This window comes from Acidovorax sp. 210-6 (assembly GCF_010020825.1).
Lineage (GTDB): Bacteria > Pseudomonadota > Gammaproteobacteria > Burkholderiales > Burkholderiaceae_C > Simplicispira > Simplicispira sedimenti.
This window is the reverse complement of sequence record NZ_JAACJE010000001.1, coordinates 3,297,236-3,314,387: the sequence shown is the minus strand read 5'-3', so window position 1 is coordinate 3,314,387 and position 17,152 is coordinate 3,297,236. Positions and strand designations below refer to the sequence as shown.

Here is a 17,152-nt window from a genome sequence, read left to right as displayed (position 1 = left end):
CCGGTGGGCGAAGGCGGCAGCGGCTTACTGCTCCTTCTTTTCTTCCTTGCGCTCGGTCTGGGTCTTGCTCACCAGCACGGGCTTGCCGCGCAACTGGTTCAGGGCCTGGGCGAGCTGGAAGTCCTTGTCGGTGCCGAACTCGGGGAGCTTGCGCTCGGACACGGGTTTCTTTGCCTCCTCTTCCAGGCGTTTGCGGGCTTCCTCGCGGGCCTTTTCGCGCTCGGGGTCGGGCTTTTCCTCGCCCTGGCCGTTGCCCAGGTGTTTTTCGAGGTCGGCCTCGCGCATGCGCAGGGCGGCAAAGGGGCTGCCCTCGGCGGTCTCGTCCACCATCACGTCGGGGACGATGCCGCGCGCCTGGATGGATTTGCCGCTGGGTGTGTAGTAGCGCGCCGTGGTCAGCTTGATTCCGGTGTCCGGCCCCAGGGGGCGTACGGTCTGCACCGAACCCTTGCCAAAGGTCTGGCTGCCCATGATGGTGGCGCGCTTGTGGTCCTGCAGGGCACCGGCCACGATCTCGCTGGCCGAGGCAGAGCCTTCGTTGACCAACACCACCAGCGGCACCTTCTTGATGGCCGCAGGCAGGCGTTTGAGCGGGTCGCTGCTGCCACGGCGGGCGTAGAAGTCGGGCGATGCCTTGAACGTGGCCTTGCTCTCCGCAAGCTGCCCGTTGGTGGTGACCACCACCACGTCCGCAGGCAGGAAGGCCGCAGAAATGGCCACGGCGGCGTCCAGCAGGCCGCCGGGGTCGTTGCGCAGGTCCAGCACCAGGCCCTTGAGCTGCGGGTCCTGCTTGTACAGTTCCTCGACCTTGCGCACGAAGTCGTCCACCGTGCGTTCCTGGAACTGCGACAGGCGGATCCAGCCGTAGCCGGGCTCGACCATCTTGCCCTTGACGGACTGTGTCTTGATCTCTTCGCGCGTGATCGTGACGGCAAAGGTACGGTTCTCTTCCCTGCGGAAGATGGTGAGCGTGACCTTGGTGTCGGGCTGGCCACGCATGCGCTTGACGGCCTCGTTCAGACTCAGCCCGCGGACGGCGGTTTCGTCGATCTTGGTGATCAGGTCGTTGGTCTTGAGCCCGGCGCGGAAGGCTGGCGAGCCCTCGATGGGCGAGACCACCTTGATCAATCCGTCTTCCTGCGTGATCTCGATGCCCACGCCGACGAACTTGCCCGTGGTGCCTTCACGGAATTCGGAGAAGGACTTCTTGTCGAAATACTGCGAGTGCGGATCGAGGCTGGCGACCATGCCCGAAATGGCATCGGTGATGAGCTTCTTGTCGTCCACCGGCTCCACATAGTCGGTCTTGACGAGGCCGAACACGGCGGCAAGTTGCTGGATTTCCTCCAGCGGCAAGGGTGCCATGCTGCCGCGTGCCATGGTTTGCAGCGACACCGTGGTCAGCGCGCCCGCGAGCGCGCCGACCGATACCCACCCTGCGATTTTCAGTTTCTGGCCCATACGTTTACCTCTGACCGGGTCAATATACACCTTGGAAGGGCCCAACCCGCGCCGGTTCCCGCGCGGGTGCTCACATTTTGCAGCGCTTGTCTTTTTTCGGTGGACTCAGGCCTTGCCTTGGGTGGCAACCGCTGCCGCAGCCTTGGCGGCGGCCTCTGCATCGCCAAGATAGTAGTGGCGGATGGGGCGCAGGTCCGCGTCCAGTTCGTACACCAGAGGAATTCCGTTGGGTATGTTCAGGCCGACGATGTCCTGGTCGGAGATGCCGTCCAGGTACTTGACCAGTGCGCGGATGGAGTTGCCGTGCGCCGCCACCAGCACGCGCTGACCGGAGCGAATGCTGGGGGCCATGGTCTCGTTCCAGAACGGCAGGACGCGGGCCACGGTGTCCTGGAGGCACTCGGTCAGCGGCACCTGGGAGGCGTCCAGGTTGGCGTAGCGGCGGTCGTTGCGCTCGCTGCGCGGGTCCTGCGGCTCCAGCGCGGGTGGGGGGGTGTCGTAACTGCGGCGCCAGACCAGCACCTGCTCGTCGCCGTACTGTTTGGCCATGTCGGTCTTGTTCAGGCCCTGCAGCGCACCGTAGTGGCGCTCGTTCAGGCGCCAGCTTTTCTGCACGGGCAGCCAGGTGCGGTCCATCTCGTCCAGGCAGTACCACAGGGTGTGGATGGCGCGCTTGAGCACGCTGGTGTAGCACAGGTCAAAGTCATAGCCTTCGGCCTTGAGCAGCTTGCCTGCCGACATGGCCTGGGACACCCCGGTGGGGGTCAGGTCCACATCGGTCCAGCCGGTGAAGCGGTTTTCCAGGTTCCAGGTGGATTCGCCGTGGCGGATCAGAACGAGTTTGTGCATGGTGTCCCTTGGGCAAGCAGGTCGAAACCCGGCATTTTAGAATTGCGGCATCTGACACCCCAAGGAATATCGTGAATTTCATTGTCGAGAACTGGTATCTGTTCGTGCTGGCCTTCGTTTCGGGAGGGATGCTGTTCCTGCCCATGCTCAAGTCGGGCGCGAACGGGCTGACTCCCTCGGCCGCCGTGCTGCTGGTCAATCGCGAGAAGGCGGTGCTCATCGACGTGTGTGGTGCCGACGAATACGCCGAAGGCCACGTGGGCGGCGCCAAGAACGTGCCGGTGAATGAAATCGATGAGCGCCTGCCCACGGTGGTCAAGAACAAGGCACTGCCGCTGGTCATGGTGTGCTCCAGTGGTGCGCGTGCCACACGCGCGGCCATCATGGCCCGACGCCTGGGCTACGAGAACGTGCAGGTGCTCGCCGGTGGCACCAAGGCCTGGCGTGAAGCGGGCCTGCCCATCGAGAAGAAAGCCTGATTGCCCACTGCCGCCGAGGAAAACGCCATGCTAGCCGTCAAGATGTACACCACCGCCGTTTGCCCCTACTGCGTGCGTGCCAAGCAACTGCTCAAGGCGCGCGGGGTCGAGCACATCGAAGAGATCCGCATCGACACCAACCCGCAGGAGCGCGAGCGCATGATGGAAACCACTGGCCGACGCACCGTGCCGCAGATCTTCATCGGCGACACCCATGTCGGTGGTTGCGACGACCTGATGGCCCTGGACGCCCGCGGCGGTCTGCTGCCCCTGCTGGGCGCTGCATAATCCCGTGTTTCGCGCCCGCAGCGGGAAGGTTTCCTGCAGCGGGTCTTTTTGTGGCCCGGCGCTGTGCCGGGCCTGGTTTGAGCTGAAAGCATCCCATGGCCGATCAAGAAACCTCCTCCGCCCCCGTGTTCCAGATCCAGCGTGTGTACCTCAAGGATCTGTCGCTGGAGCAGCCCAACTCCCCCGCCATCCTGCTGGAACAGCAACAACCCAACGTGGACATCCAGCTGGGCGTGGAAGCCACCCCGGTGGTCGAGGGTATTTACGAGGTCTGTGTGACCGCCACCGTGCAGACCAAGATCCAGGACAAGACCGTGTTCCTGATCGAGGCCAAGCAGGCCGGCATCTTCGAAATCCGCAACGTGCCTGAAGACCAGATGAGCATGGTCATCGGCGTGGCCTGCCCGCAGATCGTGTACCCCTACCTGCGTGGCAACGTGGCCGATGTGGTCAACCGCGCCGGCTTCCCGCCCGTGCACCTGGCGGAAATCAACTTCCAGGCCATGTACGAGCAGCAACGGGCACAGGCTGCTGCAGCGCCCTCGTCGCCTCTGCCGCAGTAATTTTTGGGTCTTTTTGGCCTCTGGCGCTTATGCAATAAGCGCGAGCTGCTATGAAAATCATAGTTCTTGGTGCGGGTGCCTGGGGTACGGCCATGGCGATCAGCGCCGCGCGCCACCCCGACAGTCACGCCGTGACCCTGTGGGCGCGCAGCGCCGAGCATGCAGTGCAGATGCAGGCGGCACGCAGCAATGCGCGCTACCTGCCTGGTGTGGGCCTGCCCCAGGGGCTGGAGGTGCGCAGCGGCACGGTGCCCGATGCGGTGGCCGGGGCTGGGCTGGTGGTCGTCGCCACCCCCATGGCCGCACTGCGCGGCATGCTGGGGGCCTTGCACGGCTGCACCGCCCCGGTGGCCTGGCTGTGCAAGGGCTTTGAGGCCGCGCTGGCCGAAGGCGCTCCGGGCCTGCTGGCCCACGAAGTGCACGCCCAGGTAGCGCCCGGCCTGCGGGCAGGCGTGCTCAGCGGCCCCAGCTTCGCCCAGGAAGTGGCCCTGGCCCAACCCACCGCGCTGGTGGCCGCCAGCGAACACGCCGACGTGCGCGACACCCTGGTGCGCGCCTTCCACAGCCCCAGCCTGCGTGTCTATGCCAACGACGATATCGTGGGTGTGGAAGTGGGCGGCGCCGTCAAGAACGTGCTGGCCATTGCCACCGGCCTGTGCGACGGCCTGCAACTGGGGCTCAATGCGCGGGCCGCGCTCATCACGCGTGGCCTGGCAGAAATCACCCGCCTGGGCTTGGCCCTGGGTGCGCGCGCCGAAACCTTCATGGGCCTGTCGGGCCTGGGCGACCTGGTGCTGACCGCCACTGGCGACCTCTCGCGCAATCGGCGTGTGGGTCTGCTGCTGGCGCAGGGGCAGACGCTGGCGCAGGCCGTGGACTCGCTCGGCCACGTGGCCGAGGGTGTGTACTGCGCCCGCACTGTGGTGCAACGTGCACGCCAACTGGGCGTGGAAATGCCCATCAGCGAAGCCGTGGTGGCCTTGCTCGACGGCCGCCTGCGCCCCGCCGAGGCCGTGGCCGCCCTCATGGAGCGAGAGCCCAAGGGCGAAGGTGCCTGAAGCAAGACAACCCCCTGTGTCGCTTCGCTCCTTCCCCCTTCTCTGGCATCGCTGAGCGATGCGGAAGGGGGACGCCACCAGCGCGGCGGGGCGGCCCTTGCGCGGTGGCTGCCGATGTGGGGCGCGCTCGTTTCATGCGGCATGGGTGGTGCGCACCTCCTGATTCAGGTCAGGGTTGGGGTCTGCACCTCGCGCCACTCTCCCGGCGCCAATCCCTCCAATCCCCAAGGGCCGATGCGCACGCGCACCAGGCGCAGCGTGGGCAGGCCCACGGCGGCGGTCATGCGGCGCACCTGGCGGTTGCGGCCCTCGCGGATGGTCAGTTCCAGCCAGGCCGTGGGAATGCTCTGGCGCACCCGGATGGGCGGCTGGCGCTCCCACAGCGCAGGCGCTTCGGCCAGGCACTGCGCCTGGGCGGGCAGGGTGGGGCCGTCGTTCAACAGCACGCCCTCGCGCAGTTGGCGCAGTTGATCTTCGGTCGGCGTGCCTTCCACCTGCACCCAATAGGTTTTGGGCAGCTTGTGGCGTGGGTCGGCAATGCGGGCCTGCAGCGGGCCGTCGTTGGTCAGCAGCAGCAGGCCTTCGCTGTCGCGGTCCAGGCGTCCGGCAGGGTACACACCGGGCACGTCCACAAAGTCCTTGAGGGTGCGGCGCCCGCTGCCGTCGGGGCTGAACTGGGTGAGCACGTCGAAGGGCTTGTTCAGCAGTAGCAGCCGGGGCACGGCCGGTCGTGGTTGCGCGGTGCGGCGCGGCGCCGCTGATGGGTTGCGCGTCCCGCGAGCGTTGCGGGGAGGCGGGGCCATACCCCTCAGCCTTTGACCAAGGCGAGGTAGGCACGGCGCGTGGCAGGGTCCACAGCGTCGATCACCTGTGCATACGCCGTCTGGTGCCGCGCCATCAGGCGCGCCGAGGCCACGGGCTTGGACTTGCAGTACCAGTGGCAGGTGTGCTGCATCAAAAACAGCTCGGCCATCAGCGTGAAGGCCTTGTCCTTGGGGGCGCGCTGGGCGTCGTTGCGCACCGCGCGCTCAATGCCTTCGGCGTGGATCTTGAATGCCTGGCGCAGGTCGAAGCTGGCGCTGGGCCACCACTGGTCGGCAAACGGCAGGGCCAGCGGCAGGGTGCTCACGCGGGTGAGGGCAGCGTCCACGCGCGCCATTTCGGTCGCCAGTTGGCCGAACTGCTCGCTCAGTTGCAGCTCGGTGGTGCGCAGCAGGTCCCAGATCTGCTGGCGCCGGGCGGGGTCGGTTTCGCCCAGGGCACGCATGTAGCCCTCGATGAGGTTTTCCAGCAGCTTCTCGATCTGGTACTGCGCCAGGTGGCTGGCCAGCAGGCCGATGCGCTGGCGCTGCTGCTTGCCATTGAGCACGAAGATGCCAATGGACAGGAGCAGGGCAAGGAGCAGGATGTCCATGGGGCCGTGGTCTGGCGCGTCAGACTTCCAGGTTGTCGATCAGGCGCGTGCGGCCCAGGCGGGCGGCGCCCAGCACCACCAGCGCATCACCGGCCTGGGGGGGCTGCAGGTCGCTGCGGCGGCGCACGGTCAGGTAGTCGGGCTGCCAGCCGCGTGCGGTCAGGGCCTGCAGGGCGCGCGCCTCAAGCGCTTCGCGCTGCGCGGGCAGGGCGTGGGCTGCGGCCACAGCGTCGCGTGCCAGGGCGCGCAGGGCCAGCGACAGTTGCACCGCCTCCTGGCGCTCGGCCTCGCTCAGGTAGCCGTTGCGTGAACTCAGTGCCAGGCCATCGTCGGCGCGCTGCGTGGTTCCGGCCACGATGTCCAGGGGCAGCGCAAACTGCTGCACCATGCGGCGCAGCACCATGAGCTGCTGGTAGTCCTTTTGCCCAAACAGCGCCGTACCCTGGGCCTTGCCCGCAAACACGGCGGAAAACAGCTTCATCACCACCGTGCACACGCCGGTGAAGAAGCCGGGGCGGAACTGCCCTTCCAGAATGTCGGCCAGTTGCGGATCGGGTTGCACCTTGAAGGTCTGCGGCTCGGGGTACAGGTCCTGCTCGCTGGGGGCAAACAGCACATCGCAGCCTGCGGCGCGCAGCTTGTCGGCGTCCACCTGCAGGGTGCGGGGGTAGCTGTCGAAATCTTCGTGCGGCAGAAACTGCAGGCGGTTGACGAAGATGCTGGCCACCAGCGTGTCGCCCAGCGGCTTGGCCTGGCGCACCAGGGCCAGATGGCCGTCGTGCAGGTTGCCCATGGTGGGCACGAAAGCAGGGTTGCGGCTTTGCGCCAGGGCGGCGCGCAGCTCGGGAATGGTGTGGATGATCTGCATGGGGAAAGGGAGTACGCCTTACCAGGCGTGCAGGGTGTTGTCGGGGAAGCGGCCTTGCTTGACGGCCTGGACGTAGGCCTCCATGGCGCCGCGCACGCTGTCTGCGTCCTGCATGAAGTTGTGCACGAACTTGGCCATCTTGCCCAGGTTCAGCCCCAGCATGTCGTGCAGCACCAGCACCTGGCCTGCCGTGCCGTTGCCCGCGCCAATGCCGATGGTGTGGCAGTGCTGCAGTTCCTGGGTCAGTTCGGCCGAGAGCAGCGCGGGCACCATTTCCAGCACCAGCATGGTGGCGCCGGCGTCCTGCAGCTCGTGGGCGTGGCGGCGCAGGGTTTGCGCGGCCTGCTCGGTCTTGCCCTGCACCCGGTAGCCGCCCAGGGCGTGCACCGTTTGCGGCGTGAGGCCCAGGTGGGCGCACACGGGCACGCCGCGCTCGACGAGGAACTGCACCGTGGGTGCTGTCCAGCCGCCGCCTTCGAGCTTGACCATGTGGGCCCCGGCGCGCATCAGCTCGCAGGCGCTGCGCAGCGCCTGTTCGCGGCTTTCGGCGTAGCTGCCATAGGGCAGGTCGGCGATCAGCCAGGCCGTGCCCTGCACGCGGCGCAGGCCGCGCGCCACGCTTTCGGTGTGATAGACCATGGTTTCCAGCGTCACGCCCACCGTGCTGTGCAGGCCCTGGCAGACCATGCCCAGCGAATCGCCCACCAGCAGGCATTCCACGCCCGCAGCGTCGGCCACGGCGGCAAAGGTGGCGTCGTAGGCCGTCAGCATGGTGATTTTTTCGCCCGCTTCGCGCATTTGCTGCAGACGCGGCAGGCTCACCGGGCGGCGCTGGGGCAGTGGGGACGCGGGGGGCAGCGTGCCGTAGGGCGTGCCGCTGGGAGTGGAAGGGGGCGTGGTGGGATCGGTCATGGTGCCTCAATCGCAAAAAGCCGTGGAGCCCGGCAGTCTAGTCGAAGCCGCTATGCTTTGGGGTTGAATCACCCCAGCGCTGCTGGCCCTGGCCCCGCCCGGCCAGGGCGCTGCGCATTGAAGAACATGGACATGAACCCCAAAGACCCCACGATGGAACCGCTTGGCACCCAGGTGCTGCTGGATGTGGCCCGCGCGCTGCAGGAAGACGTCGGCAGCGGTGACCTGACCGCTGCCCTGGTGCCCGCCGGGCGCCGTGCCCGCGCCCGCGTGCTGGCGCGCGAAGCCGCCGTCATCTGCGGCGCACCCTGGGCCGAAGCGGCGCTGCGCGCGCTGGACCCCACCGTGCGCATCACCTGGCATGTGGCCGAGGGACAGCGCAGCACCCCCGACCAGGTGGTGCTGGAGGCCGAGGGCGACGCCCGCGCGCTGCTGAGCGCCGAGCGTACGGCGCTCAACTTCCTGCAACTGCTGTCTGCCGTGGCGACCAAGACGGCCACCTACGTGGAGGCCGTGCGCGGCACCCGTGCCCACATTGTGGACACGCGCAAGACCATCCCCGGCCTGCGCCTCGCGCAGAAGTACGCAGTGCGCGTGGGCGGCGGCACCAACCACCGCATCGGTCTGCACGACGCCGTCCTCATCAAGGAAAACCACATTGCCGCTGCGGGCGGCGTCAGCGCCGTGCTGCAGGCCGCGCAGCAGGGGGCCGCGCGCGCGCAGTTCATCGAGATCGAGGTGGAAACGCTGGAGCAACTGCGCGAGGCGCTGGACGCGGGCGCGAGAATGGTGCTGCTGGACAACATGCCCCTGCCCATGCTGCACGAGGCCGTGCGCATCAACGCCGGTCGCGCCATCCTCGAAATCTCGGGCGGCGTGACGCTGGAGGGCCTGCGCGCCCTTGCAGAAACCGGCGTGGACCGCATTTCCATCGGTACGCTGACCAAGGACGTCAAGGCCACCGACTTCTCGATGCGCCTCCAGGAGCTGCCATGAACACCACGATCACCCTCAAAGAAGTCGATTACGAACAGCCCGAAGGCGGCGCGGTCTGCTCCACCAAACACGCCTGGGCGCGTGTGCCCGCCGAGCTGTCGCAGGACGAGCGTGCCGCGCTCAAGGACAAGATCCGCCGTTTGCTGAAGGAAAAGAACGCGGTCATGGTGTCGCACTACTACGTGCACCCCGACCTGCAGGACCTGGCCGAGGAGACCGGTGGCATCGTCAGCGATTCGCTGGAGATGGCGCGCTTTGGCCGCGACCATGCCGCGCAAACGCTGGTGGTCAGCGGCGTGCGCTTCATGGGCGAGACGGCCAAGATCCTCTCGCCCGAGAAGACCGTGCTCATGCCCGACCTGGATGCCAATTGCTCGCTCGACCTGGGCTGCCCCATTGAGGAGTTCAGCGCCTTCTGCGACCAGCACCCTGACCGCACCGTGGTCGTCTATGCCAACACCAGCGCCGCCGTGAAGGCGCGCGCCGATTGGCTCGTCACATCGAGCTGCGCGCTGGACATCGTGCGTGCGCTCAAGGACCAGGGCCACAAAATCCTGTGGGCGCCCGACCGCCACCTGGGCGACTACATCCGCCGCGAAACCGGCGCCGACATGGTGTTCTGGAACGGCGCCTGCATCGTGCACGACGAGTTCAAGGCCTTCGAGCTCGAAGCGCTGAAGAAGGAGCACCCCCACGCCAAGGTGCTGGTGCACCCCGAAAGCCCGGCCGAGGTCATCGCCCTGGCCGACGCCGTGGGCTCCACCTCCGCCATCCTCAAGGCCGCGCAGACCATGGACGCCCAGGAGTTCATCGTCGCCACCGACAACGGCATGATGCACAAGCTGCGCACGCTCAACCCCGGCAAGCGCTTCATCGAAGCCCCCACCGCCGGCAACAGCGCCACCTGCAAGAGCTGCGCCCATTGCCCCTGGATGGCCATGAACGGCCTGGCCGACGTGGCCCGCGTGCTGGAGACCGGCGCCAACGCCGTGCATGTGGACCCGGCGCTGATCCCACGCGCGCGCATGCCCATAGACCGCATGCTGGCCTTCACCGCCGCCCTGCGCAGCGGTCAGCCAGTCAGTGGCCTGGTGCCCCATATCGGCGCGGCATGATGCTATCAAAATAGTAGCTGCTGGCGCTTATCCAATAAGCGCTGGAGGCCATTTTGACCATTGGTTCACTGATCGACTTTGCCGACCCGCATGATGCGGCCGGTGCCCGCCTGTGCCATGCGTTTGGCGCGCCACGCACCGTGTGGGCGGCCCATGCGCTGCACGAGGTGCGTGCCGTGCTCGACGCTGCCGAGGCCGCAGCGCGCAGCGGCGCCTGGGTGCTGGGCTGGCTGCGCTACGAGGCCGCGCCCGCGTTCGACCCCGCGCTCGCCGTGCAGGCGGGCGACCCCGCGCTGCCCCTGGCCTGGTTTGCGGCGCACGATGCGCCGCTGCCCTGGCCCACCGCAGCGACAGCCGCAGACGATGCGCGCATCGACTGGCACACCCAGCCCGAGCGCGCCGCGTTTGACGCCGCGCTGGCGCACATCCAGGACGGCATTGCCCGCGGCACCTACTACCAGGTCAACCACACCGCACGGCTGCGCGGGCGCTGGTCGGGCACGGCGCAGGCCTTGTTTGCCGCCTTGCAGCGCGCCCAGGGCGGCGGCTACGCGGCGTGGATCGACGGCGCTGCCGCCGGGCAGGTGCTGTCCGTCTCGCCCGAGCTGTTCTTCGACTGGCAGGCCGGGCCGCAGGGCAGCGGCCCCATCCTCACCCGCCCCATGAAAGGCACGGCCGCACGCGGCGCCACGCCGCAGGACGACGCCGCGCAGGCCGCGCACCTGCGCAACTCGCCCAAGGAGCGCGCGGAAAACGTGATGATCGTGGACCTGCTGCGCAACGACCTCTCGCGCATCGCTCAGCCCCACAGCGTGCGCGTGCCCCGGCTGTTCCATACCGAGGCGCTGCCCACCGTGTGGCAGATGACCTCGGACGTGGCCGCCACCACGCGCACGGGCACGCGGCTGCAGGACGTGTTTGCGGCGCTGTTCCCCTGCGGCTCCGTCACCGGTGCGCCCAAGGTGCAGGCCATGCGCACCATCGCCCAGCTCGAAGACGGGCCGCGCGGCGTGTACTGCGGCGCCGTGGGCCTGCTGCGGCCCGCTGCCGGCGGCGGCCTGCACGCCACCTTCAACGTACCCATCCGCACCGTCGAACTGCTGGGCAGCGAGGCCCGCTGCGGCATTGGCAGCGGCATTGTCTGGGGCGCCGACGCCAACGCCGAATGGCGCGAATGGGCCGCCAAGCGCGCCTTTGTCGAACGCGCCAGTGAGCCCTTCGACCTGCTGGAAACCCTGCGGCTGGAGGACGGTGCCTACCACCACCTGCCCGAGCACCTGGCGCGCATGGAGCAGGCGGCGGCGCATTTCGGCGTGCCTTGGGACACCACCGCCGTGCACCAGTGCCTGCAGGCGCTGGCGGGCAGCCACCCGCAGGGGGCCTGGCGCACGCGCCTGCTGCTGGGCGCCGCAGGCTCGCCACGAGCCGAGGCCTTTGCCCTGGCCCCCACGCCCGAACCCGTGCTGCTGCGCCTGGCGCAGCGCCCGCTGGCCCAGGCGCACAGCGAATTCGTGCGCCACAAGACCACGCGCCGCGCGCACTACGCCGCGTTTGCGCCCCAGGAGCCGGGCGTGTTCGACACCGTGCTGTGGAACGAGGAAGGCGAGATCACCGAAAGCACCTTCGGCAACATCGCCATGCTGCTCGATGGCCGCTGGGTCACGCCGCCGCTGGCCTGCGGCCTGCTGCCCGGCGTGGGCCGCGCCGTGGCGCTGCGCGATGGCCGGGTGATCGAGGCCGTGGTGCGGCTTCAGGATCTGCCGCGCGTGCAGGGCTGGGCCTTCATCAACAGCCTGCGCGGCTGGCTGCAGGCGCACCTGGGCTGATAGCCACCGCCTGCACGCCGCCCGCGCCAGCGGTGCTGGTACAGTGGTTCGCCATCGGTATGGATCGGTGTGAACCCACGGAGGACGGCAGCATGGCGCTGTTTCAAGGCATCTTCTTTTTGATCCTGGGCCTGGGGCTGCTGGGCGTGGCCTACCAAAGCCTGGCGCGGGGCTGGCTGCCTTTTGGCTCCAACGGCTTCAAGGGCCGCCTGGAATGGCGCCGCGATGAGCAGCCAGGCCTGTTCTGGCTGGCCTGGGCCATGTACGCCACCGCAGGCCTGGTGATGGCCGTATTCGCCCTGGGCCTGCTGCTGGGCGTGAGCACGCCGCTGCCGTTGCGCTGAGGGGCGCGGTGCTGCGCCAGCTTGCTGTTTTCCACCGGAGGGATTTGATCCATGACGAGGCTGCCTGACGGTCTTTACGACCGTCTGCTCAACAGTGCGCTGGAACGTGCGCTGCACGAACTCTAGTCGAGAAATCTCACGATACGTCGGGTTAGGCGTTCCAGGTCGTGCAGTTCGCACTCCCAAACCACCATAAACCGCCAGCCTAGTGCCAGAAGTGCGGCCTGGTTCTTTGAATCGCGTGTAACATTCGCTGCGAATTTGGCTTCCCAATATTCCAAGCGCCTCTTCGGCAGGCGTGTTTTCTTGCAGCCTGCATGACGATGCCAGAAGCAGCCATGAATGAAAATCGCTTTTCGCCGAGAGGGGAATGCCAAGTCCGGCTTTCCTGGGAGCTTTGCGTAATGCAATCTGTAGCGATAGCCTAGCAGGCTGCTGAAATACTCCCCACTGCAGCCCGCCCCATCTCTCCATTTTTGGTGAGTTTGCCTGTTTTTTGAGCAGTTCGGCCCTTTTTTGCTCGTTTCCGAGGCATTTCCCCTGCCTTCTACACCCCTTTGGCACCCTGCAGACGCACCTGTCCCAAGGTGCGCATGCGCGTGAGGTTGTACGCAGCCATGTTCAGCACAAACAGCTGATCGACTTTTTGCAGTCCGCGCACCATGACTTGCCGGATGTTGCCGATCCACTTGGCCCAGCCAAAGCCCTGTTCAATGAGCTTTCTCTTTTGCTGAGACATGGCATACCCTTCGCTGTTTGCTATTGGCTCAGGTACCGCCGACTGGCGTCCTGACTTGTTCTGCGCCACATGGGGCAGTACGTTCATCTCTTGCAGGGCTTGGATGAACTCTTTGGCGTCGTAGCCCTTGTCTGCGCCCAATGTGATGGTGACGGATGCGTCATCGGGCAGTGCCTGACGGGCATCGTTGATCATGGCCTTGGCCGCTTCGCGCTCTGCATACCCGTCGGCCTGGGTAACTACGGCACTGACGATCAGGCCGTTGCGGTTGTCGCTCAAGGTGTGGCCCATGTAGCGCAGTTCGCTGGCGGTGTTGCCTTTGCGATAGAGCCTGGCATCGGCATCCGTGCTTGACTGGTGGGTGTCGTTGCTGCGGGCTTGGCCTTTGAAGTTGCCAGCGTCATTGCCATCACCGCCGTCTTTGCGCACAAAGCTCTTGTGGCCCGCCCAGGCCTGGATCAGGGTGCCGTCCACGCTGAAGTGTTCACCACTGAGCAGTTCCTGCTCTTGGGCTTGCTGCACGATCTGGTTGAAGAACTCGATGACGGCATCGTGCTCGATAAGGCGTTCGCGGTTCTTGCTGAAGACGGTGGGCACCCACACGGCATCGTCCATGGCCAGGCCAATGAACCAGCGAAACAGCAGGTTGTACTGGGTTTGCTCCATGAGTTGGCGCTCCGAGCGCACGCTGTAGAGCACCTGAATGAGCATGGCGCGCAGCAGTTTCTCGGGGGCAATGCTGGGACGCCCGCCTTTGATGTCGGCTGCGTACATCTGGGCAAACAGCTCATCCATGTTCGACAGGGCCTTGTTGACCATCACACGGATCACGCGCAAGGGGTGATCTGAGGGCACGAAGTCATCGAGGTGGCGCATGGTGAACAGGCTCTCGGTGAAGGTGTCGGCTCCGCGCATGTCTGGCTCGTCTGTCTGGTCGCTGGGGTGCCTCGATTGTCCTGCAAAGGCGCCTCACGGGGAGCGACGAAAGGGGTATTTCAGCAGCCTGTTAGGCCTTTGGGCTTGACTGACGAGCGCGCTCATCCTGATATTCTAGGAATAAGCTTGCGGATGGCAGCCAATCGCGCGCGAATCCATCTGCCTTTTCGAGCCATCTCGCAATGCGGTCGCTTGGTTTGACGGACTCACCCCAATACTCCACAAAAACGGCATCATCCAGGCGGGCAGTAGCAGCAACGATGTCTGCTTCGATCAACTTCAACGCGCGTTGAATGTAGACACCGCCGTTGTCGTCATTATCAGGATTAGCGACACTTCCAGCCGAGAACAAGTCTCTTGCCTGATGGCAGAGCACGCCGTGATAGGTCAGAAGGTAGAGAACCACATCGTCGTATTTGTCTCTCGTTCTGCCAGACTCAACGACTCGAGGACAGAGCAACACCGCTTCGGCTCTCAGTCGGGTCTTCTCCTCCATGCTTAGCTTCGTATAAAGGCGAGCTTGGATCGGAAGTGTGTGTTCAGGCTCTGCTGAGTCTTCGAGCCACCACAGTCGCTCGCCCTTCTTCAATCGTCCGCGCGCGTATTCGCGGATATGCCTCATCTTTTCATCCATGGGTAACTGACGAAATTGGTCATACGAGATACCCATTTGCTGGAACAGCGGCACTGTTCCGCCCGCTGGTGGGAGCTCGACCTCGAAGCGAGGTACATGCGAAGTTCGCACGTGAACCACGCAATCCTCGTAACTGCTCCAACGAACATCAGGGGTTCCGCCCATCTTGCCGAAAACGACAAAAATATTCTCGACCTCAGCGACACGGTTTGTCTCTAAGACACTGTTCGCAATGCTCAGCCATGTGTCGTTGGTCGTGAACTTGACCTCGATGCCGAAGCGGCCAGCGGCTATGTCGGGGAAGCCCTGTGCGGGAGGGTCCAGGTCAATGTGTATTGCCGGATCGGTGATCAGTTCGCGGGCGAGTGTGCGCACGCGATTCTCGAAAGCCTTCGCCGATACAAAGCCAGCAGTGCGCGCTTCGGTAGTAAGCCGCTCACATATGTCCGCCAGGATCGCCTGGAACTTCTCATCTGTCATCGCATCCCTCGCACTGCATGAATACAGTTTGTAAGGGTAGCATGCGCAAGCGACGCACGAAGCAAGAAGTGCGCCGGAAGTGTGCGGAGAGCGAAGTTCTTACTTGAAGCAGCCTTTCACAGCCTGGGCAACATGCCACGCGAGGACGGGTGGAACAGCGTTGCCAACCTGCCTCTCGGTTTCCCGCAACTTTGCGTCGAAGATGAAGTTATCGGGGAAGGACTGGAAGCGCGCCGCCTCCCGCATGGAAATGCGTCGAGGCAACTCGTAGTGAAATTGAATATTCCCGTGGCATTCGGCGCGAATGGTGTAGCCCGGCCGCTCCGCAATCAATTTCCGATTGCCCTGCTCCGCACTCTTGTTGGCACGACTCCAAACATGATTGAAGTCCTCGTTCTCGGGGACGTCTGAAAGATCGTCAATTGCCGCCCTAGCAGTGATGTATGTGTCTTTCGTGTGTGTTGGCTTCGGCGGAACAAACTTCGGCACGCCTGGACGTGTCCCGACGATGATGACTCGCTCTCTCGTTTGAGGTACGCCATAGTCCGCAGCGTGATAGAGCTGAAAAGTCACTTCATAGCCAAGGGCCTTGAAGTCAGTCAATACGCGTTCGAGGGACTTCGCGTTGTGCTTCATCAGCAGACCCTTCACGTTTTCAGCTACGAAAACCTTGGGTTTTGTTCGCGAAACCACTTCGACCATGGCTCGATACAGACCGCTTCGCTTGCCATCAACACCCGCCCCTTTTCCGTTGACGGATATGTCCTGACAGGGGAAGCCGCCGATGACGACATCAGCCTCTGACGGCATGTCGTCGATCAGCTTCCAAATATCACCGTGATGAACATGTTTGCCAATATTGCGCACGTATGTGCGGCAAGCAGCCTCGTTGAAGTCATTTGCCCATACGATTTGGTATGGGGTCTTCGCGTATTTTTTCCCGAGAAACTCAAATCCACCAACGAATCCGAGGTCCATGCCCCCGCAGCCAGAGAACAGCGAGATGACCCTAATTTTTTGCTTAGTCTTCGAGCCGCTCGAACATGTCTTGCTTGTCGCAGGAATACTGGTCATGGGAGTGGATTCGGAGTCGAACATATGGGCCTTGGCTCTGTTTGATGGCTTTGTAACGCTTCACGTCATCGGGTTATGCACAGGAATTCCTGTGAAAGTATACAGTATCGCCCTTAATTTCTGACCCATTGCGCACTACACGTAGGGGCGCGCTTTCCCTAATTGACTTGCATACATATGGGTAGAGATTCACGCTGGTGGCTCCCAAGCATTTGGAACTGGAGCCCTTGCCCGGTGTGCCGCAAGACTGGCCCTTGTTGCTGCATGGAACCTACAGTCGGACAGAAATCCTGAGTGCCACCGGGTTTTGGAGTCCGCAAGCACGCCCGCCAATGTTCGAGGGTTTGCTGAATTTCAAGGCGCTCAAGTTGCAACTCTTGTTTGTGACCCTGGACAAAAAGGAGGGGTTTCACGAACGCATCGCGTATCACGACTACGCCGTCAGTCCAGAGCTGTTTCACTGGCAAAGCCAGAACAACGCGGGGCCAGACACAGCATCGGGGCGCATCTACACGCAAAGTGCTACCAATGGGTGGCGTTTCCAGTTGTTCGTTCGGGAAACGCCAGACCATCCGTTTGTCGCGCTGGGGCCTGTCACGCTCGACGGCGAGCCGACGGGCGCCAAGCCCATGTCGATGGTCTGGAAGCTGGAGCGCCACGTTCCTATGGCGATGTTCCGTCGTTTCTCGGTGCTGCGCGGCTGAAACGAACGGTGGGAGCCGCGTCAGAGCGTCTGCACAGGCACCTTGTGCCGCAGTTCCACCTGGCGGTTCTTTTCATCCACAAACACCAGTTGCGGCTTGTGCGTGGCCACGTCGGCCTCGGGCACCTGGGCGAAGGCGGCGATGATGAGCAGGTCGCCCACGCTGGCGCGGCGTGCGGCCGAGCCGTTCACCGAAATCATGCCGCTGCCGCGTTGGCCCTTGATGGCGTAGGTGATGAAGCGTTCGCCGTTGTTGATGTTCCAGATGTGAACCTGCTCGTTTTCGCAGATGTTGGCGGCGTCGAGCAGGTCTTCGTCGATGGCGCAGGAGCCTTCGTAGTGCAGTTCGCATTGCGTGGCGGCCACGCGGTGGATCTTGGACTTGAGCAGGGTGCGGTACATGGTGGTGCTTT

At 64.7% G+C, this 17,152-nt stretch carries 20 protein-coding genes; 9 read left to right on the top strand and 11 right to left on the bottom strand.

Annotated features, from left to right (window positions below):
• Positions 1-24 precede the first annotated feature (24 nt).
• On the bottom strand, positions 25-1,461 hold the full coding sequence (locus tag GWK50_RS15370) for a S41 family peptidase (protein WP_162017238.1): 1,437 nt from the start codon (positions 1,459-1,461) through the stop codon (positions 25-27).
• Between the two features lie 105 nt (positions 1,462-1,566).
• Positions 1,567-2,310 carry a 2,3-diphosphoglycerate-dependent phosphoglycerate mutase gene (gene gpmA / locus GWK50_RS15365; protein ID WP_162017237.1) on the bottom strand — a complete coding sequence of 248 codons (744 nt, stop codon included), beginning with the start codon at positions 2,308-2,310 and terminating at the stop codon, positions 1,567-1,569.
• Positions 2,311-2,381: 71 nt separating this feature from the next.
• Between gpmA and GWK50_RS15360 the strand changes: the two genes are divergently transcribed.
• The 4 genes from GWK50_RS15360 (at position 2,382) to GWK50_RS15345 (ending at position 4,698) form a co-directional block, all read left to right on the top strand.
• Entirely contained in the window at positions 2,382-2,789 is a 408-nt protein-coding gene (locus GWK50_RS15360; RefSeq protein ID WP_162017236.1) for a rhodanese-like domain-containing protein, read from the top strand.
• Positions 2,790-2,816: 27 nt separating this feature from the next.
• A complete protein-coding gene (gene grxC / locus GWK50_RS15355; protein ID WP_162017235.1) occupies positions 2,817-3,077 on the top strand; it encodes a glutaredoxin 3 in 261 nt (86 codons plus the stop codon).
• A 95-nt stretch (positions 3,078-3,172) separates the two neighbouring features.
• Positions 3,173-3,640, top strand: a complete 468-nt coding sequence (secB, locus tag GWK50_RS15350) for a protein-export chaperone SecB (protein ID WP_162017234.1) — start codon at positions 3,173-3,175, stop codon at positions 3,638-3,640.
• 50 nt (positions 3,641-3,690) lie between these two features.
• On the top strand, positions 3,691-4,698 hold the full coding sequence (locus tag GWK50_RS15345) for an NAD(P)H-dependent glycerol-3-phosphate dehydrogenase (protein ID WP_162017233.1): 1,008 nt from the start codon (positions 3,691-3,693) through the stop codon (positions 4,696-4,698).
• A gap of 164 nt (positions 4,699-4,862) precedes the next feature.
• On the opposite strand, the gene GWK50_RS15340 is transcribed toward GWK50_RS15345, so the two are convergent.
• The 4 genes from GWK50_RS15340 to panB all read right to left on the bottom strand — a co-directional run bounded on the left by GWK50_RS15340 (position 4,863) and on the right by panB (position 7,892).
• Positions 4,863-5,420 (bottom strand): pseudouridine synthase, encoded by a 558-nt coding sequence (locus GWK50_RS15340; protein ID WP_242455397.1) that lies wholly within the window; start codon positions 5,418-5,420, stop codon positions 4,863-4,865.
• An 86-nt stretch (positions 5,421-5,506) separates the two neighbouring features.
• The gene (locus tag GWK50_RS15335; protein WP_162017231.1) at positions 5,507-6,112 is read right to left on the bottom strand and encodes a hypothetical protein; all 606 of its coding nucleotides are present in this window, start codon (positions 6,110-6,112) and stop codon (positions 5,507-5,509) included.
• Between the two features lie 19 nt (positions 6,113-6,131).
• The gene (gene panC / locus GWK50_RS15330; protein WP_162017230.1) at positions 6,132-6,980 is read right to left on the bottom strand and encodes a pantoate--beta-alanine ligase; all 849 of its coding nucleotides are present in this window, start codon (positions 6,978-6,980) and stop codon (positions 6,132-6,134) included.
• Between the two features lie 18 nt (positions 6,981-6,998).
• Positions 6,999-7,892, bottom strand: a complete 894-nt coding sequence (gene panB, locus GWK50_RS15325) for a 3-methyl-2-oxobutanoate hydroxymethyltransferase (protein ID WP_162017229.1) — start codon at positions 7,890-7,892, stop codon at positions 6,999-7,001.
• A gap of 132 nt (positions 7,893-8,024) precedes the next feature.
• Between panB and nadC the strand changes: the two genes are divergently transcribed.
• The 4 genes from nadC (at position 8,025) to GWK50_RS15305 (ending at position 12,173) form a co-directional block, all read left to right on the top strand.
• Positions 8,025-8,888, top strand: a complete 864-nt coding sequence (nadC, locus tag GWK50_RS15320) for a carboxylating nicotinate-nucleotide diphosphorylase (protein WP_197905025.1) — start codon at positions 8,025-8,027, stop codon at positions 8,886-8,888.
• On the top strand, positions 8,885-10,003 hold the full coding sequence (gene nadA, locus GWK50_RS15315; protein ID WP_162017227.1) for a quinolinate synthase NadA: 1,119 nt from the start codon (positions 8,885-8,887) through the stop codon (positions 10,001-10,003). The genes nadC and nadA overlap by 4 nt, the downstream gene beginning before the upstream one ends.
• Before the next feature lie 53 nt (positions 10,004-10,056).
• Positions 10,057-11,829, top strand: a complete 1,773-nt coding sequence (locus GWK50_RS15310; RefSeq protein ID WP_162017226.1) for a chorismate-binding protein — start codon at positions 10,057-10,059, stop codon at positions 11,827-11,829.
• Between the two features lie 92 nt (positions 11,830-11,921).
• A complete protein-coding gene (locus GWK50_RS15305) occupies positions 11,922-12,173 on the top strand; it encodes a hypothetical protein (RefSeq protein WP_162017225.1) in 252 nt (83 codons plus the stop codon).
• A gap of 122 nt (positions 12,174-12,295) precedes the next feature.
• Here the strand turns inward: GWK50_RS15305 and GWK50_RS15300 are convergent, their stop codons facing one another.
• The 4 genes from GWK50_RS15300 to GWK50_RS15285 all read right to left on the bottom strand — a co-directional run bounded on the left by GWK50_RS15300 (position 12,296) and on the right by GWK50_RS15285 (position 16,036).
• Positions 12,296-12,604: a very short patch repair endonuclease gene (locus GWK50_RS15300; protein WP_162018141.1), complete on the bottom strand. Its 309-nt coding sequence runs from the start codon at positions 12,602-12,604 to the stop codon at positions 12,296-12,298.
• Positions 12,605-12,720: 116 nt separating this feature from the next.
• The gene (locus GWK50_RS15295) at positions 12,721-13,827 is read right to left on the bottom strand and encodes an IS5 family transposase (RefSeq protein ID WP_162015180.1); all 1,107 of its coding nucleotides are present in this window, start codon (positions 13,825-13,827) and stop codon (positions 12,721-12,723) included.
• A 91-nt stretch (positions 13,828-13,918) separates the two neighbouring features.
• Entirely contained in the window at positions 13,919-14,962 is a 1,044-nt protein-coding gene (locus tag GWK50_RS15290; RefSeq protein ID WP_162017224.1) for a restriction endonuclease, read from the bottom strand.
• A gap of 99 nt (positions 14,963-15,061) precedes the next feature.
• Positions 15,062-16,036: a DNA cytosine methyltransferase gene (locus GWK50_RS15285; RefSeq protein WP_197905024.1), complete on the bottom strand. Its 975-nt coding sequence runs from the start codon at positions 16,034-16,036 to the stop codon at positions 15,062-15,064.
• Between the two features lie 197 nt (positions 16,037-16,233).
• On the opposite strand from GWK50_RS15285, the gene GWK50_RS15280 reads away from it, so the two are divergent.
• The gene (locus tag GWK50_RS15280; RefSeq protein ID WP_162017222.1) at positions 16,234-16,740 is read left to right on the top strand and encodes a DUF3427 domain-containing protein; all 507 of its coding nucleotides are present in this window, start codon (positions 16,234-16,236) and stop codon (positions 16,738-16,740) included.
• Positions 16,741-16,760: 20 nt separating this feature from the next.
• On the opposite strand, the gene panD is transcribed toward GWK50_RS15280, so the two are convergent.
• A complete protein-coding gene (panD, locus tag GWK50_RS15275; protein ID WP_162017221.1) occupies positions 16,761-17,141 on the bottom strand; it encodes an aspartate 1-decarboxylase in 381 nt (126 codons plus the stop codon).
• Positions 17,142-17,152 lie beyond the last annotated feature (11 nt).

Excerpts from the sequence above, each read along its gene's own strand:
- nadC (WP_197905025.1), top strand. The coding sequence starts at position 8,025 with ATGAACCCCAAAGACCCCACGATGGAACCGCTTGGCACCCAGGTGCTG.
- panD (WP_162017221.1), bottom strand. The coding sequence starts at position 17,141 with ATGTACCGCACCCTGCTCAAGTCCAAGATCCACCGCGTGGCCGCCACG.
- nadA (WP_162017227.1), top strand. The coding sequence starts at position 8,885 with ATGAACACCACGATCACCCTCAAAGAAGTCGATTACGAACAGCCCGAA.
- GWK50_RS15305 (WP_162017225.1), top strand. The coding sequence starts at position 11,922 with ATGGCGCTGTTTCAAGGCATCTTCTTTTTGATCCTGGGCCTGGGGCTG.
- secB (WP_162017234.1), top strand. The coding sequence starts at position 3,173 with ATGGCCGATCAAGAAACCTCCTCCGCCCCCGTGTTCCAGATCCAGCGT.
- panC (WP_162017230.1), bottom strand. The coding sequence starts at position 6,980 with ATGCAGATCATCCACACCATTCCCGAGCTGCGCGCCGCCCTGGCGCAA.
- grxC (WP_162017235.1), top strand. The coding sequence starts at position 2,817 with ATGCTAGCCGTCAAGATGTACACCACCGCCGTTTGCCCCTACTGCGTG.
- gpmA (WP_162017237.1), bottom strand. The coding sequence starts at position 2,310 with ATGCACAAACTCGTTCTGATCCGCCACGGCGAATCCACCTGGAACCTG.
- GWK50_RS15295 (WP_162015180.1), bottom strand. The coding sequence starts at position 13,827 with ATGCGCGGAGCCGACACCTTCACCGAGAGCCTGTTCACCATGCGCCAC.
- GWK50_RS15290 (WP_162017224.1), bottom strand. The coding sequence starts at position 14,962 with ATGACAGATGAGAAGTTCCAGGCGATCCTGGCGGACATATGTGAGCGG.
- GWK50_RS15285 (WP_197905024.1), bottom strand. The coding sequence starts at position 16,036 with ATGACCAGTATTCCTGCGACAAGCAAGACATGTTCGAGCGGCTCGAAG.
- GWK50_RS15370 (WP_162017238.1), bottom strand. The coding sequence starts at position 1,461 with ATGGGCCAGAAACTGAAAATCGCAGGGTGGGTATCGGTCGGCGCGCTC.
- panB (WP_162017229.1), bottom strand. The coding sequence starts at position 7,892 with ATGACCGATCCCACCACGCCCCCTTCCACTCCCAGCGGCACGCCCTAC.
- GWK50_RS15345 (WP_162017233.1), top strand. The coding sequence starts at position 3,691 with ATGAAAATCATAGTTCTTGGTGCGGGTGCCTGGGGTACGGCCATGGCG.
- GWK50_RS15335 (WP_162017231.1), bottom strand. The coding sequence starts at position 6,112 with ATGGACATCCTGCTCCTTGCCCTGCTCCTGTCCATTGGCATCTTCGTG.